Genomic DNA, 13,739 nt, shown 5'->3' with positions numbered 1-13,739 from the left:
CCAGCCTCGCCGTCCCGGCGGCCCGCGGAGGACCGGCGGCCCGAAGGGGACCGGCGGGCTCGTCAGCGGGCCGGGGTGCACCGCTCCGGCTCGAGCAGCGCCGGCGCCGGCACCGGGCCGCGCAGCTGGCGGGCCACCGCGGTCGCCCAGCCCAGGTGCCATTCGTCGCCGTCGGCGTGGAAGGCGGCGCGCAGCTCGTGCCAGTGCAGCCCGGGGTGCCGGTGGTGCACGCTGTGCAGGTTGAACGCGAGGACGAACAGCTCCATCGGCCGGGACAGCCGCAGGTTCATCGCCTCCAAGGGCTTCTCGAGCCGCGTCCGGTAGTGGTAGGCGTTGTCGGCGAGCGACACCAGCAGCGCCCGCCCGCCGACGGCGACGGCGAGCATCCAGAGGTGCCGGCCGTAGCCGGCGGCGGAGCCGGCGTACGTGAGGACCACGGCGACCGACTCGAGGCGGAAGCGGCGCAGGTGCTCGCGCCGCGACACCCGCTCGAAGAGCAGGCCGGTGACGGAGTCGAGGGAGTCGGTGCGGCGCACCAGCCACCGCCACCCGGCGGCGGGCACGACGGCGAGCACCACCGACGCGGCCTCCACCAGGTAGAGGCCGCCGAGCAGGCGCGGGTAGTAGGTGCGCGCGGCGGCGAGCCACGTGGTGACCGCCGGGTCGTAGACCTCGGTCCGTTCGCGGCGGGTCCGGCTGTACCGGTGGTGCAGCAGATGCCCGGCCTTGAGCAACGTGAAGGGGGCGCCGTACCCGGTGGCGAGGACGCGGCCGAGCAGGTCGTTCCACGGCCGGTCGCGCAGCAGGGTGCCGTGGATGCCCTCGTGGATGAGCGACCACAGCGGCACGGTGGTGAGCACGACGGGGACGAGCAGCCAGCCCCAGCGCGGGTCGGCGGGCAGCAGCCACACCGGCAGGATCAGCAGTTGCAGCACGAGCGTGCCGGCGGCGGCGGTGGTCAGTACCCCCGAGATCAATGTCTGACGGGCAGCCATGCCCGCACCGTAGCCCCGAGGTGAAAACGGGCGGGAGAACTCAGCCTGAACTGTCGCGGACGGTCAGTGTGGCCGGGAACGTGGTGTGCCAACCGCTGCCGACCTCGCCGGCGACCAGCGCCCGGGTCGCGGCCGCGGCCATCTCCTCGACCGGCTGGCGCACCGTGGTCAGCGGCGGCGTCGTGCACGTGGCGATGAGGCTGTCGTCGAAGCCGATGACCGCGACGTCCTGCGGCACCCGGCGCCCCGCCGCGGCGAGGACCTGCAGCGCCCCGGACGCCATCAGGTCGCACGCGACGAACAGCGCGTCGAGGTCCGGGTGCGTGGCGAGCAGCTGCCGGGTCGTCGCCGCGCCCGACTCGCGGCTGAACCAGCCGGCGTCGCCGCTGATCGGGTCGAGCCCGGCGTCGCGGACCGCGGCGAGATACCCGGCGCGGCGGTCGGCGGCGTCGCTGTTGTGCGCCGGCCCGGGCACGACCGCGATCCGCTTGCGCCCGTTGCGGTGCAGCAGCCGCACGGCCTCATAGGCGCCGGTGGTGTTGTCCGGCACGATCGAGGGCACCGGCGGCTCGGTCCGGCTCATCGACACGACCCGCGGGCAGATCGCGTGGAACGCGGCGGCGAGCGCCGGCGGCACGTTGACCAGGATGGCGCCGGCGCTCACGGTGTGCGCGATCCGGTCGAGCAGCCGCGGCGCGTCGGCCTGCCCGACGACGTGGACCCGCATCTGCGCGTCGGACTGCCGCAGCCCGTCGACGATCCCGGCGACGACCCGCCCGTAGTAGGGGTTGGTGCCGAAGCAGGTCGGCTCGTCGTCGATGACGATGAGCTCGACGACGTCGCCGTGCCCCCGGGCGAGGGCGCGGGCGACCGGGTCGGGCCGGTAGCCGAGCCGCTCGACGGCCCGGTCCACCTGCTCGCGGACGTCGGCGGCGACGCGCGGGTTGCCGTTGATGACGCGCGAGACGGTGGCCCGGGACACCCCGGCGGCCTGCGCGACGTCGTCGAGGGTGGGCCGTTTGTGTTGCATCGTTTCAGTCTATTTTTCCGCCGAACGCATTGCGAATCTCGCGCACGAACAGCGCGGGGTTCTCCGACACCCGCATGCGCGCCTACCGCACCCGGCGCGGTGTTCTCCGACACTCCGCCCCGGCGGCTCCGGGCTGCCCGCGGGTCACGCTGGCACGATGAAGGACATGATCACGCCGCTGCTGGAGGTCATCGCGCTGGACGCCACCGACGCGCGGCACGCCCGCGACGGCGGGGCCGACCGCCTCGAACTCGTCAGCGACATGGCCGCCGCCGGTCTCAGTCCGGCCCCTTCGACCGTCGCCGCCGTCCGGGCCGCCACCGACCTCCCCGTCCGCGTGATGCTGCGGACCCGCGCGGACTTCACCGCCGGCGACCTCGGCCCCTTGCGCCGCACCGCGAAGGACCTGCGGGCGGCGGGCGCCACCGAGTTCGTCCTCGGCTTCCTCACCCCTGCCGCGACGGTCGACCTGCCGGCGGTCCTGGAGCTCCTGGCGGTCCTCGACGGCGCCCCCTGGACCTTCCACCGCGCGATCGACCACACCACCGACCGGCCCGCCGCCTGGGCGGCGCTCACCGGCCTGCCCGGCCTCGACGCCGTCCTCACCTCGGGCGCCCCGGCCGGCCTGCGCGACGGCCTGGCCGCGCTCCTCGCCGAGGCCCCTGCCAGGCCCGCGCTGCTCGCGGGAGGCGGCCTGCGGCACGAGCACATCGCCCTTTTGCGGGCGGCCGGTGTCACCGCCTTCCACTCGGGCACCGCGGTCCGCGAGGCCGGCGCCTGGACCGGCCCCGTGGACCCCGCCCTCGTGCACGACCTCAAGCTCACCCTGGGCCGCGCTCCCACCGGCCGACCGTGATCCGGAGGAAACAGGCCTCAGTACTGCGCGGCGGTGGGGTGGGCGGCGGCCCAGGCGGCGCCGATCAGGGCGGCGTGCTCCGTGTCGGAGACGGGGCGGGCCGGCAGGTGCAGGGCGAGGGCCGGCTCGATCAGGTCCCAGGCGCCGGTCATCGAGCCGCCGAACACCACCACCTCGGCGTCGAAGCGGGTCAGCCAGTCGGTCAGCAGCAGGCCGAGCGCGCCGAACGCGGTGTCGATGACCATCTGCGCGGCGGCGTCCAGCTCGCGGGCCCGGGTGGCCAGGCCGCGCATGCCGTCCACGTCGACGCCGGTCGCGGCGCGGTACGCGCGGATCAGCGCACGATCGGAGACGACGTCCTCCAGCTCGACCCCGTCGATGGTGCAGAAGTGCACCTCGCCGTCCGGGGGGACGGTCGGGCCGGTGGTGACCACGCTGCCGTCGGCGAGCCAGGCGGAGCCGATGCCGGTGCCGAGGGTGATGGCGACGCAGCGGGCGGCGCCCTTGGCGGCCCCGTCGACCCATTCGCCGAGGAGGAACGCGTCGGCGTCGTTGACGAAGGTGAACGCGTCGGGGGCGGCCGGGATCGCGGAGCCGAGGGCCGCGCGCAGGTCGACGCCGCGGAGGCTGTCGAACTTGCCGACGCCGGCGTGCAGGGAGACGCCGGTGCGGTAGTCGAACGGGCCGGGCATCGCCACCGCCCAGCGGTCGCCGGGGTGCGGGTCGAGCAGCTTCGCGGCGCCGGCGAGGGCGTCGACGATGCCGTCGGCGGGCAGCGCGGGGTCGAGGGGGTGGCGTTGCCGCTGGATCACCTTCCGGTCGTCCAGCAGCACACCGGCGGATGTGACGTGGCTGCCCCCGATCTCGAGGACCCAAACCGGGCGGGAGTCTGCGTGCACGGCGTAACGTTATCGCACCCATGATCGACGGATCATGAGCGACCACCGCCGAAGGGGGAAGCCCGTGGATCACGACCCGGACCGGTTGCTGGGGCCTGGTGGCGGGCTGCCCGAGTCCGTGCCGCCGTGGCCGGCCCGCGACGCGCTCAGGATCACCGCGGTCCGGCCGATCGTGACGGCGCCGGAGGGCCTGCCGCTCGTCGTCGTCAAGGTCGAGACGTCCGAGCCGGGCCTGTATGGGCTGGGCTGCGCAACCTTCACCCAGCGCTACGCGGCGGTGGCGGCGGCCGTGACGGAGCACGTCGGGCCCCTCGCGGTCGGCCGGCACCCGGCGGACATCGAGGACATCACCCGGCTGGTGCACTTCTCGTCGTACTGGCGCAACGGGCCGGTCCTCAACAACGCCCTGTCGGGGCTGGACCAGGCGCTGTGGGACATCGCCGGGAAGCGGGCCGGGCTGCCGGTGCACGAGCTGCTCGGCGGGCGCGTCCGGGGCGGCGTCGAGGTCTACACGCACGCGTCCGGCGCCGGCACCGGTGCGGTCCTCGACGAGGCGGAGCGGCTCATCGCCGAGGGGTACCGCTGCATCCGCCTGCAACGCGCGGAGCCGGGCCTCGGCAGCTACGGCGCCGCCGGCACCGGCGGGCACTACCCGGACTCGCCGAACCCGGACGGCTGGGACCCGGAGCGCTACCTGCGCGGCACCCCGTCGCTGTTCGAGGCGGCCCGCGACCGGCTCGGCACCGTCGTCAACCTCATGCACGACGTGCACAGCCGCCTCACCCCGAAGCAGGCGGTCGTCCTCGCCCGCGCCCTGGAGCCCTATGGGCTGTCGTTCCTGGAGGACCCGATCCCGTCGGAGCTCTACGACCGGCTGCCGGAGATCCGCGCCGCCTCGCCGGTGCCGCTCGCGGTCGGCGAGCAGGTCAGCTCGGTCGCCGACGCGGCCCGGCTGATCAGGGACGGCGGCGTCGACCTCATCCGGCTGCACACGTCGGCGGTCGGCGGGCTCACCCCGACCCGGAAGCTGGCCGCCCTGGCGGAGCTGTGCGGGGTGCGGACCGCGTTCCACTCCCCGGCGGACGTGTCGCCGGTCGGCGTCGCCGCGAACCTGGCCGTCGACATCTCCAGCCACGCGTTCGGGTTCCAGGAGTCGCACGAGTACAACGAGGCCACCCACGACGTGTTCCCCGGCTGCCCCGACGTGGTCAAGGGCTACATGTACCCGTCGGACCGGCCCGGCTGGGGCGTCGACGTCGACGAGGTCGAGGCGGCGAAGTACCCGCCGACGAAGTTCCTCTTCGACCGCTGGGCGGCCGTCGTCCGCCGCCCGGACGGCGCGCTGGAGGCACCGTGAGGATCGTCGTCACCGGCGCCGGCGGCAACATCGGCCGTGCCACGGTCGCCCGCCTGCGGACCGAGGGCGTCGACGTCGTCGCCCTCTCCCTGGAGCCGGTCGCCTTCCCTGACGTCGCCGGCGGCGTCGGTACCGGCGGCGACGCGGCCTCGAGCACCGGCGGCGTCGAGGTCGTCGTCGGGTCGGCCGGCGACCCGGGCGTCGTGGCGGAGGCGTTCCGCGGCGGCGCCGACGCCGTCATCCACCTGGCGGCGATCCCCGCGCCGACCCTCGGCAGCGCCCTGGACGTGTTCGCCGGCAACACCCGGGCGACGTTCGTGGTGCTCGACGAGGCCGCCCGCCGCGGCGTGCGCAGAGCCGTCCTGGCCAGCAGCTACGCGCTGCTCGGCATGCCGTTCTCGCCGCACGACCTGCACCCGCCGCACTACCCGGTCGACGAGGCGACCCCGCCGCAGATCGAGGACCCGTACGCGCTGTCGAAGCTCGTCGACGAGCTCACCGGCGAGATGGTCCACCGCCGCGACGGCATGGACGTCGTCGCGCTGCGCTTCCCGTTCACCGGCGACACGGCGAGGCTCACCGCGGCCGCCGCCGACCTGCGCGCCGACCCGGGCAAGGGCGCCCGGAACTCGTGGGCCTACCTGCACGTCGACGACGCGGCCGAGGCCGCCTGGCTGGCCGCGTCGGTGCCGCTGACCGGCTTCCACCGGTGCTTCGTCGCCGCGCCGGAGACCTTCTGCGACGAGCCGACCGAGCAGCTCATCGCCACCCACCACCCGGGCGTGCCGGTCAGGACGCCGATCCCGGGCCGCCGCGTCCCGATCGACACGAGCGCCGCCGAGCGGCTCCTCGGGTTCGTCCCGAAGCGTCACATCACCGGGTAGGGCGTCGTCTTCGCCGACGTGACCAGGGCGTGGAAGAACGCGGTCGTCACGAGGGCCCGCTGCGCGTACCGCCGCATCACGACGCCGGCCGCGGGCGGGCCCAGGAACGGCGCCTCCCCGCGCAGGACGAGCGCGGCGATCCCCGTGTGTCGCTGAGCGGCGTCAGCCGGGAGGACACCCGCTCGTGGCGGTCCAGGCGGGTCACCGCAGCAGCCCGGCGGCGTCGCCGAGCCAGCGGGCGTCGGCCGCCGCGCAGGCGGGGGAGTGGTGCGCCGACTGCGGGAAGTTGTGCACGTGTCCCCGCTCCGTCCGGTGGACGACGAGGGCCCCGGCCGCCGTGAGCCGCGCCGCGTACCGGTCGCCGCCGTCGCGCAGCGGGTCGTGTTCCGCGGTGACGACCAGCGCGGGCGGCATCCCGGTGAGGTCGGCGGTCAGCGGGTCGGGTGCGGTGTGCGGCGCCCACCAGCCGATCCACTCGCGGAGCTCGGCGACCTCCAGGGTGTATCCGGTGCCCTTCTCCGCGACGCTGCCGCCTGCCTCCTCGTCCAGGGCGAGCTCGGCGACGGGGCAGACGAGCAGCTGCGCGTCGACCCTGTCCCGGCGCGCGAGGGCCGCCAGGATCGCGAGGAACCCACCGGCCGAGTCCCCGGCGACCGCGAGGGGCCCCGGCGGTTGCGCGTCGAGGACGGTGAGGACGTCGTCGAGCGCGGCCGGGAACGGGTGCTCCGGGGCCCGCCGGTAGTCCACGGCGACGACGGTCCGTCCGGTGGCGGCGGCGATCCGCCGGGCGAAGGCGTCATGGGTGCCGAGGTCGCCCAGGACGAAGCCGCCGCCGTGCGCGAAGACGATCGTGCCCGGGCCGGCGCGGCCGTACCGGCGGATCCGGACACCGCCGATGGTGCCGTCCTCGACCGGCACGGCCGGACCGGGTGGGCGCAGGGCGGCGCGCTCGGCGCCACCCCGGCGCAGCTCGGCGACACTCACCGGCGGGCCGGCCGGCACCCGCGGGCCACGCGACGACCCGACCATCGCCGCGATGACCTCGTCGGCGAAGCGGTCGCTGCCGGGCATCAGTCGCGGCCCTGCCAGGTGGTGACGCAGACCTCGTTGCCCTCGACGTCGGCGAGGATCCAGTAGGCGGGCGCGGCCGCCGCCGACAGCAGGACGCCGCCGGCGGCGAGCGCGTCGGCGATCCGCTGCGCCGCGGCGTCGTGCGGGACGCTGATGTCGAGGTGGATCCGGTTGCGTTCGACGCGCGCCGTGTCCATCTGCTGGAACCAGACGGCGGGCCCGAGCCGGTGCGGGTCGGTGATCGCGCCGCTCGGGTCGCCGGCCTCGGCGGGGTCGTCGCCGTAGCCGAGGACCGCTTTCCAGAACGGCCGGACGGCCGGGATGTTCACGGCGTCGACGGCGAGCTCGATGAGCTGCACCGGCCGGCCCGCGGCGGGGACGGTGGCGAGGCCGATCTCCCGCAGCGACCCGGTCAGCGCCCGGGCGAGCTCGATGTCCCGCTCCGACACCCGCCCTTCGGCGATGCTCTGCAGGCTGAGCAGGACCTGGCCGGCGCGCAGGTCCAGCGACAGATGCCGGTCGGCGTCGTCGCCGGCGACCGCCGTGCACCTGGCCGCGACCTCGGCGGCCTGCCCGACCGATCCGACCGGGACCGTGGTCATGAGGGTGGTCAGGATGTACCGCCATCCGACGTCGACGACGGCGTCGCTGATCTCCTGCCGGTTCATCCGGCCAAATCTAGCGGCTGTTCCCCGAGGAACACGGACCATATGCCGTCCGAACCGCTCTACAGGAGGATGTCGACGCCCTTGCCGTCGGAGAGGCCGCTCGCCACGGCGCTGCTGTGCTTGCTGCCCATGAGCGCGCCGAGCGTGTCGGCCTGGGCGTTGACCTGGGCTTTCGCGGTCGCCGGGTCGAGGGTGCCGCCGGCCCGCGGCATGCTGAAGGTGATCGGGGAGGCGATCTGCGCGACGTTCATGCTGTGCTCCTCTGCGCTCCGGTCTGGTCGTGCCCACATCGGCTCCGCGCCCGCGGACCTGAAGGGTTTCGTCACCCGGCCCGGGTCAGTCGAAACTGGGTGAGCAGGCCGGCCGCGGCGGCGGCGAGGATCGCGGTGCCGTAGAGCAGGACCGTGGTGAGCAGGCCGAGCGGGGCGACGAGCTGGCCGGCGACGATCGCGGGGACGCCGAAGGACAGGTAGGCGACGAGGAACACGGCCGCGAACAGCCCCGCCCGCTGGTGCGTCTCGGCGAGCGGCCCGACGGCGCGCAGCGCCCCGGAGAACGTGGCACCGAACCCGGCGCCCCCGATGATCCCGCCGGCCCACACGAGGGGCAGCACGACGGTGACGATGCCGGTGACGACGACCGCGGCGCCCAGCAGGACCGCGGCACCGCCGAGCAGGATCGTGCGGCGCGGGTGGAGGCGGCCCAGGACGTATCCGGCGACGGCGGCCGACGCGGGCGGCAGGAACGCGGTCGCCCCGTTGAGCAGGCCGCTGTCGATGTGGAAGATGTCCCGGACGATCGTCGGGGCGAGGCCCATGAACAGCCCGGCGAACATCCAGCTGGCCAGGTGCACGGGGATCGCGGCGGCGAACTCGCGGCGGGCCGCCCGCGGCACGGTCACCCGGGGCCTGAGCGAGTCGAGCGCGCCGGGCCGCCTGGTCACGGTCTCGCCGGAGAACGCGGCGGTGAGCGTACCGACGACCATGATCACGGTGAGAGCGCCGAAGACGATGAGGTTCGCCGAGTGGGTGAACTGCACGGCGAAGCCGGTCAGCAGCGCGCCCAGCCCGAGACCGCCGGCCGGTGCGGCGCCCGCGACGATCGTGCCGAGCCGCTTGCGGTGCGGTGGCGCCAGCTCGACGAGCGCGGCGGTGAACGCGCTGCTCGCGGCGCCCGTGGCGACGCCCTGCACGACCCGGGCGGCGATCACCCAGCCGATGTCCGGGGCGAACACGAACATGAGCATCGCGGCGACCTCGAGGCTGAGCGCGCCGACCAGGACCGGCCGCCGGCCCACGTGGTCGGACAGTGAGCCGACGACGAGCAGCGACGCCAGCAGGCCGAGGGCGTAGGCGGCGAACGCGACGGTCAGCACCCACGGCGCGAAGCCCCACTGGTGCTCGAACAGCACGAGCAGTGGCGTCGGCGCCCCGGCCGCCAGGTACAGCGACGCGAACGCGAGGCCGGCGCCGGCGAACGCGACCCCGGCGGGCAGTGTGACCGGTCGGGCCAGTGCGGTGGTCATGCCGTCCCCCTAAAGCAAATCTCATTGCGTTAGGCTGAAGCTACGCCGCTTGATGGCGCCTTGGCGCGCTTAAAGCAAAGATCGTTGCGTTAGGAGCGTCACATGTCGACCGGGAAGCGCACCGGCGGGCGCAGCGCCGTCGTCCTCGCGCAGGTCAGGCACGCGGTCGAGGATCTGGTCAAGGAGCGCGGCGCCGAGCGGGTCACCATCCCGCTGATCGCCGAGCGCGCCGGGGTCAACCCGACGTCGATCTACCGGCGCTGGGGCGACCTGCCGACGATGCTCAACGACATCGCCACCTACCGGCTCGACCCCGACCGGCCGCTGCCCGACACCGGCGAGCCGCGCGCCGACCTCGTCGCCTGGGCGGGCGAGATCGTCGAGCACTACGCCAAGCCGGTCAACGCCGCCCTGCTGCGCGGCGGCGCCGCCGCCGCCGGCGAGACCGAGTCCGACTGCCTGCGCAACCGCCGCGCCGAGGCCGTCGTCCTCGCCTCCCGGTCCGGCGCGCCCTTCGCCGCCGACGACCTCATCGACCTCGTGATCTCGCCCATCATCTACCGGGTGATCTTCCTGCCGTGGACGCTGACGCCCGACCTCGCGGCACGCTGCGTCGACCGGCTGCTGACCCAGCGCACGTCCGGCGGCCAGGCCGCCGGGGGCGAGGTAGCGTCGGAGGCATGAAGATTCCAGGACCGGACCACCCGATCACCGTCACGCCGACCGGCCGCCGCGTCACGGTCCGCGTCGACGGTGCCGTCGTCGCCGACACCACGGACGCGCTGACGCTGCAGGAGTCCACCTATCCGCCGGCGTATTACCTGCCCCTCGCCGACGTGGACCAGTCGGTGCTGCGGCGCACGGAGCACTCGACGCACTGCCCGTACAAGGGCGACGCCTCCTACTACAGCGTCGTCACCGCCGACCGTGAGCTCACGAACGTCATCTGGACCTACGAGACGCCCTACCCGGCCGTGGAGCCGATCGCCGAGCGGGTCGCCTTCTACACCGACCGGGTCGACCTGACAGTGGAGTGACGCGTTCGTCCCGGCCGCGTGCAACGCGAGGGGTTTCGCGAAACGTCTTCGTGTGGGTAGCGTTCGCGAGCGGGGAGGACGAGACATGCTGAGTCGACGCAAGATGCTGGTCACGGGTGCCGGAGTCGCCACCGCCGCGGTCCTGGCCGGCTGTGACGACGGCGCGAAGAAGACGGGCTCGGCCGCCACGGGGACCGACGGCAAGGGCGGCGGCGCCGCCCCGCAGCCGGCGAAGCTCACCATCACGCCGGCCGCCGACAGCAAGGACGTCGCGCCGACCAGCCCGGTCACCGTCGCCATCGAGAACGGCACGCTCGACACCGTCACGGTCGCCGCCGCCGGCAAGGCCCTCGCCGGCACCCTGGCCGACGACAAGCACAACTGGCGGTCCACCGGTGCCCTGGCGTATGGGCAGACCTACACCGTGACGGTCACCGGTGCCGACGCCGCCGGGGCCGCGGTCAGCCAGACCGCCACGTTCACCACGCTGAAGCCGGCCGCCACCGTCGGGATCACCTTCCAGGCCAACCCGATGCTCGCGTTGAAGAACGGCAACACGTATGGCGTCGGCCAGCCTGTCATCGTCTTCTTCAACAAGGCCGTCACCAACAAGGACGCCGTCGCCGAGGCCATGAAGGTCACCACCACACCCGCGGTCGAGGGCAGGTGGCACTGGGTCAGCGCGCAGAGCGCCCACTGGCGCCCCGAGAAGTACTGGGCCCCCGGCACGTCCGTGAAGGTCGAAGCCAACCTGCTCGGCGTCGACACCGGCAACGGCGTCTACGGCGGCACCAACGCCTCCGCCGGCTTCACGATCGGCAAGTCCCGCATCGCCATCGCCGACTCCAACACCAAGCAGATGGAGTGCTACGTCGACGGCCAGATGGTCCGCAAGATCCCCTGCAGCATGGGCCGCGGCGGCAAGGGCGCCATCGGCTCCAAGGGCGAGAAGATCGACTACCTGACCGCCAGCGGCGTCCACGTCCTCATGACGAAGGAACCCCTCGTCACGATGAGCTCCGCCTCCTACGGCGTCACCAACAAGAACGACCCGAACTACTACGAGGAGAAGATCCGCCTCGCGTGCCGGATCTCGCTCTCGGGTGAGTACGTCCACCTCGCCGACTGGAACATCCCCAAGCACGGCAAGGAGAACACCTCGCACGGCTGCATCAACGTCGCCCCCGACCACGCCAAGTGGTTCTACGAGAACTTCGACGTCGGCGACGTCGTGGAGGTCCGCAACACCGCGAAGAACCTCACCCTCACCGACGGCATCGGCGACTGGAACGTCCCCTACGCCCAGTGGTGACCCACGCCTGACCGCTTCGCCACCCGCGGGCCGGCCCTTCGTCCTCCGCCCGTGGGCTCCGTGGAGCGCTGCCACTCCCCGGCCCCTGCGCAGCTCCGCCGTCACATATCTGATTTTTCGGATATGTGCGGCAAGTCGACCATCTCGCCCCGAGAATCATGCGGTGCGGGGGATGCGGGTGCTGGTCACCGATGACGGGCGGTGGCGCCTGGAGGTGCGGTCCCGGGGCGTCGACGTCTACGACCGTGGCGCCGAGAGCTCCCGCAAGGTCCGCGTCGGCGCGCTCGTCCTGCGCCAGACCGACCTCGACCGTGCCGTGCGCTACCTCCTCGACCAGGGCGCCGACGTCGACACCCTCCACGAGCGCTGACCGCCGCGCAACGGGACCGCCGCCCCTGCGCCGCCGGCCTGCGCCGCCGAGGGTCAGCGGCCGCCGGCGACCCGCAGTGTCGTTCCGGTGGCGTACGAGGCGGCGTCGCTCAGCAGCCAGGCGATGGCCTCCGCGATCTCGGACGGTTCGCCGGCGCGGCCGAGCGGGATGCCGGGCCCGGCCTTCTCGGCGCGGTCCGGGTCGCCGGACACGGCGTGCATCTCGGTGCGGATGATGCCGGGGGCGACCCCGTTGACGCGGATGCCCGCCGGGCCGAGCTCCTTCGCCAGCCCGAGCGTCAGCGTGTCGAGGGCGGCCTTGCTCGCGGCGTAGTGGATGTACTCACCGGGGCTGCCCAGCGTCGCCGCGCCCGACGAGACGTTGACGATCGCGCCGCCGCGGGGCAGGACCCGGGCGGCCTCGCGGGCGCACAGGAACGCGCCGACGATGTTGACGTCGACGACCCGGCGCAGGTCCTCGGTGCGCAGGTCGGCGAGGGTGCCCATCGGGGAGGTGACGGCGGCGTTGTTGACCAGGCCGGTGACCGGGCCGAGCTCGGCGGCGGCGGTCGCGAACAGCCGCACCACGTCCTGCTCGACGGACGTGTCCACCTGCACCGCGACGGCGGCCCCGCCCGCCGCCACCACGGCGGAGACCACCGATGCGGCGGAGGAGGCGGACCGCTGGTAGCCGACCGCGACCCGGTGCCCGTCCGCCGCGAGCCGCACGGCGCACGCCGCCCCGATGCCCCTGCTGCCACCCGTGACGATCGTGACCTGACCCATGGACGCGAGCCTAGACGGTCACGACCCGAGCGAGGCCCGGTCGTGCGGCAGCGTCCAGCCCGACAGTGCGGGGCCGAGCGGGACCACGCCCGACGGGTTGATGTCGCGGTGGACCTCGTAGTAGTGCCGCTTGATGTGGTCGAAGTCGACCGTGTCGCCGAATCCCGGGGTCTGGAACAGGTCGCGGGCGTAGTCCCACAGCACGGGCAGCTCGGTGAGCTTCTGCCGGTTGCACTTGAAGTGGCCGTGGTACACGGCGTCGAACCGCACGAGGGTGGTGAACAGGCGGATGTCCGCCTCGGTGATCCGGCCGCCGACGAGGTACCGCCGGGTCGACAGCCGCTGCGACAACCAGTCCAGCCGGGCGAACAGCCGCTCGTAGGCCGCCTCGTACGCCTCCTGGGAGCCGGCGAACCCGGCCCGGTAGACGCCGTTGTTGACGTCCTTGAAGACGACCTCGTTGACCTCGTCGATCTCGTCGCGGAGCTCGAGGGGGTACAGCTGCGGCGAACCGGGCCTGTGGAACCGCGCCCACTCCGTGGAGAGGTCGAGGGTGATCTGGGCGTAGTCGTTGGTGACGACCTGGCCGGTGGTGACGTCGACGACGCACGGCACCGTGATGCCGCGCTCGTAGCCGGGGAAGCGGGCGAAGTACGCGTCCTGGATGCGTTCGATGCCGAGCACCGGGTCGACGCCGCCGGGGTCGAGGTCGAAGGTCCAGCTGCGCTGGTCGTGGGTGGGGCCGCAGACGCCCATCGACAGCACGTCCTGCAGCCCGAGCAGCTCCCGCACGATGATGGCGCGGCTCGCCCACGGGCAGGCCCGGCTCACCACCAGTCGGTAGCGGCCGGGCTCGACCGGGTAGCCGTCCCGGCCGTCGGCGGTGATGCGGGAGGTGATGTAGTTCTGGTCCCGCTTGAACTCGCCGGTCGACCGGTAGGCACCCATGT

The 13,739-nt window shown here is 73.7% G+C and carries 16 protein-coding genes; 7 read left to right on the top strand and 9 right to left on the bottom strand.

What is annotated here, in order from left to right; genetic code table 11:
• Positions 1–62 precede the first annotated feature (62 nt).
• The gene (locus tag ABZS58_RS10925; RefSeq protein WP_354779968.1) at positions 63–995 is read right to left on the bottom strand and encodes a fatty acid desaturase; all 933 of its coding nucleotides are present in this window, start codon (positions 993–995) and stop codon (positions 63–65) included.
• A 40-nt stretch (positions 996–1,035) separates the two neighbouring features.
• Positions 1,036–2,025: a LacI family DNA-binding transcriptional regulator gene (locus tag ABZS58_RS10920; RefSeq protein WP_354779966.1), complete on the bottom strand. Its 990-nt coding sequence runs from the start codon at positions 2,023–2,025 to the stop codon at positions 1,036–1,038.
• A 157-nt stretch (positions 2,026–2,182) separates the two neighbouring features.
• On the opposite strand from ABZS58_RS10920, the gene ABZS58_RS10915 reads away from it, so the two are divergent.
• On the top strand, positions 2,183–2,881 hold the full coding sequence (locus ABZS58_RS10915) for a copper homeostasis protein CutC (RefSeq protein ID WP_354779964.1): 699 nt from the start codon (positions 2,183–2,185) through the stop codon (positions 2,879–2,881).
• A gap of 17 nt (positions 2,882–2,898) precedes the next feature.
• On the opposite strand, the gene ABZS58_RS10910 is transcribed toward ABZS58_RS10915, so the two are convergent.
• Entirely contained in the window at positions 2,899–3,780 is an 882-nt protein-coding gene (locus ABZS58_RS10910; protein ID WP_354779962.1) for an ROK family protein, read from the bottom strand.
• A gap of 64 nt (positions 3,781–3,844) precedes the next feature.
• On the opposite strand from ABZS58_RS10910, the gene ABZS58_RS10905 reads away from it, so the two are divergent.
• Together ABZS58_RS10905 and ABZS58_RS10900 are read left to right on the top strand one after the other, a co-directional pair.
• Positions 3,845–5,137: an enolase C-terminal domain-like protein gene (locus ABZS58_RS10905; protein WP_354779960.1), complete on the top strand. Its 1,293-nt coding sequence runs from the start codon at positions 3,845–3,847 to the stop codon at positions 5,135–5,137.
• Entirely contained in the window at positions 5,134–6,021 is an 888-nt protein-coding gene (locus ABZS58_RS10900) for an NAD(P)-dependent oxidoreductase (protein ID WP_354779958.1), read from the top strand. The genes ABZS58_RS10905 and ABZS58_RS10900 overlap by 4 nt, the downstream gene beginning before the upstream one ends.
• 201 nt (positions 6,022–6,222) lie before the next feature.
• On the opposite strand, the gene ABZS58_RS10895 is transcribed toward ABZS58_RS10900, so the two are convergent.
• The 4 genes from ABZS58_RS10895 to ABZS58_RS10880 all read right to left on the bottom strand — a co-directional run bounded on the left by ABZS58_RS10895 (position 6,223) and on the right by ABZS58_RS10880 (position 9,285).
• Complete coding sequence (locus tag ABZS58_RS10895; protein ID WP_354779956.1) at positions 6,223–7,092, bottom strand: alpha/beta hydrolase; 870 nt, start codon at positions 7,090–7,092, stop codon at positions 6,223–6,225.
• Positions 7,092–7,760 (bottom strand): VOC family protein, encoded by a 669-nt coding sequence (locus tag ABZS58_RS10890; protein ID WP_354779954.1) that lies wholly within the window; start codon positions 7,758–7,760, stop codon positions 7,092–7,094. The genes ABZS58_RS10895 and ABZS58_RS10890 overlap by 1 nt, the downstream gene beginning before the upstream one ends.
• Positions 7,761–7,819: 59 nt before the next feature.
• Positions 7,820–8,011, bottom strand: coding sequence for a hypothetical protein (locus tag ABZS58_RS10885; protein ID WP_354779952.1), 192 nt, complete (start codon positions 8,009–8,011; stop codon positions 7,820–7,822).
• A 71-nt stretch (positions 8,012–8,082) separates the two neighbouring features.
• Entirely contained in the window at positions 8,083–9,285 is a 1,203-nt protein-coding gene (locus ABZS58_RS10880) for an MFS transporter (RefSeq protein WP_354779950.1), read from the bottom strand.
• 102 nt (positions 9,286–9,387) lie between these two features.
• Between ABZS58_RS10880 and ABZS58_RS10875 the strand changes: the two genes are divergently transcribed.
• The 4 genes from ABZS58_RS10875 (at position 9,388) to ABZS58_RS10860 (ending at position 12,004) form a co-directional block, all read left to right on the top strand.
• Positions 9,388–9,969 (top strand): TetR/AcrR family transcriptional regulator, encoded by a 582-nt coding sequence (locus tag ABZS58_RS10875; RefSeq protein WP_354779948.1) that lies wholly within the window; start codon positions 9,388–9,390, stop codon positions 9,967–9,969.
• Complete coding sequence (locus ABZS58_RS10870; protein ID WP_354779946.1) at positions 9,966–10,322, top strand: DUF427 domain-containing protein; 357 nt, start codon at positions 9,966–9,968, stop codon at positions 10,320–10,322. Before ABZS58_RS10875 ends, ABZS58_RS10870 begins: the two co-directional genes overlap by 4 nt.
• Positions 10,323–10,407: 85 nt before the next feature.
• Positions 10,408–11,634, top strand: coding sequence for an Ig-like domain-containing protein (locus ABZS58_RS10865; RefSeq protein ID WP_354779944.1), 1,227 nt, complete (start codon positions 10,408–10,410; stop codon positions 11,632–11,634).
• A gap of 163 nt (positions 11,635–11,797) precedes the next feature.
• Entirely contained in the window at positions 11,798–12,004 is a 207-nt protein-coding gene (locus tag ABZS58_RS10860; protein WP_354779942.1) for a hypothetical protein, read from the top strand.
• 53 nt (positions 12,005–12,057) lie between these two features.
• On the opposite strand, the gene ABZS58_RS10855 is transcribed toward ABZS58_RS10860, so the two are convergent.
• Together ABZS58_RS10855 and ABZS58_RS10850 are read right to left on the bottom strand one after the other, a co-directional pair.
• The gene (locus ABZS58_RS10855) at positions 12,058–12,789 is read right to left on the bottom strand and encodes an SDR family oxidoreductase (protein WP_354779941.1); all 732 of its coding nucleotides are present in this window, start codon (positions 12,787–12,789) and stop codon (positions 12,058–12,060) included.
• Positions 12,790–12,807: 18 nt separating this feature from the next.
• Positions 12,808–13,737 (bottom strand): glutathione S-transferase C-terminal domain-containing protein, encoded by a 930-nt coding sequence (locus tag ABZS58_RS10850; protein WP_354779939.1) that lies wholly within the window; start codon positions 13,735–13,737, stop codon positions 12,808–12,810.
• Between the last annotated feature and the right edge of the window lie 2 nt (positions 13,738–13,739).

The organism is Dactylosporangium sp. NPDC005555, assembly GCF_040605635.1.
Lineage (GTDB): Bacteria > Actinomycetota > Actinomycetes > Mycobacteriales > Micromonosporaceae > Dactylosporangium.
Note: the sequence above shows the minus strand (reverse complement) of the source record. Positions and strands in the feature narration are given on the sequence as shown.

What these genes read in the sequence shown, in the direction of transcription:
- ABZS58_RS10925 (WP_354779968.1), bottom strand. Translation starts at nt 995, where the DNA reads ATGGCTGCCCGTCAGACATTGATCTCGGGGGTACTGACCACCGCCGCC.
- ABZS58_RS10920 (WP_354779966.1), bottom strand. Translation starts at nt 2,025, where the DNA reads ATGCAACACAAACGGCCCACCCTCGACGACGTCGCGCAGGCCGCCGGG.
- ABZS58_RS10915 (WP_354779964.1), top strand. Translation starts at nt 2,183, where the DNA reads ATGAAGGACATGATCACGCCGCTGCTGGAGGTCATCGCGCTGGACGCC.
- ABZS58_RS10895 (WP_354779956.1), bottom strand. Translation starts at nt 7,092, where the DNA reads ATGCCCGGCAGCGACCGCTTCGCCGACGAGGTCATCGCGGCGATGGTC.
- ABZS58_RS10890 (WP_354779954.1), bottom strand. Translation starts at nt 7,760, where the DNA reads ATGAACCGGCAGGAGATCAGCGACGCCGTCGTCGACGTCGGATGGCGG.
- ABZS58_RS10885 (WP_354779952.1), bottom strand. Translation starts at nt 8,011, where the DNA reads ATGAACGTCGCGCAGATCGCCTCCCCGATCACCTTCAGCATGCCGCGG.
- ABZS58_RS10880 (WP_354779950.1), bottom strand. Translation starts at nt 9,285, where the DNA reads ATGACCACCGCACTGGCCCGACCGGTCACACTGCCCGCCGGGGTCGCG.
- ABZS58_RS10875 (WP_354779948.1), top strand. Translation starts at nt 9,388, where the DNA reads ATGTCGACCGGGAAGCGCACCGGCGGGCGCAGCGCCGTCGTCCTCGCG.
- ABZS58_RS10870 (WP_354779946.1), top strand. Translation starts at nt 9,966, where the DNA reads ATGAAGATTCCAGGACCGGACCACCCGATCACCGTCACGCCGACCGGC.
- ABZS58_RS10865 (WP_354779944.1), top strand. Translation starts at nt 10,408, where the DNA reads ATGCTGAGTCGACGCAAGATGCTGGTCACGGGTGCCGGAGTCGCCACC.
- ABZS58_RS10855 (WP_354779941.1), bottom strand. Translation starts at nt 12,789, where the DNA reads ATGGGTCAGGTCACGATCGTCACGGGTGGCAGCAGGGGCATCGGGGCG.
- ABZS58_RS10850 (WP_354779939.1), bottom strand. Translation starts at nt 13,737, where the DNA reads ATGGGTGCCTACCGGTCGACCGGCGAGTTCAAGCGGGACCAGAACTAC.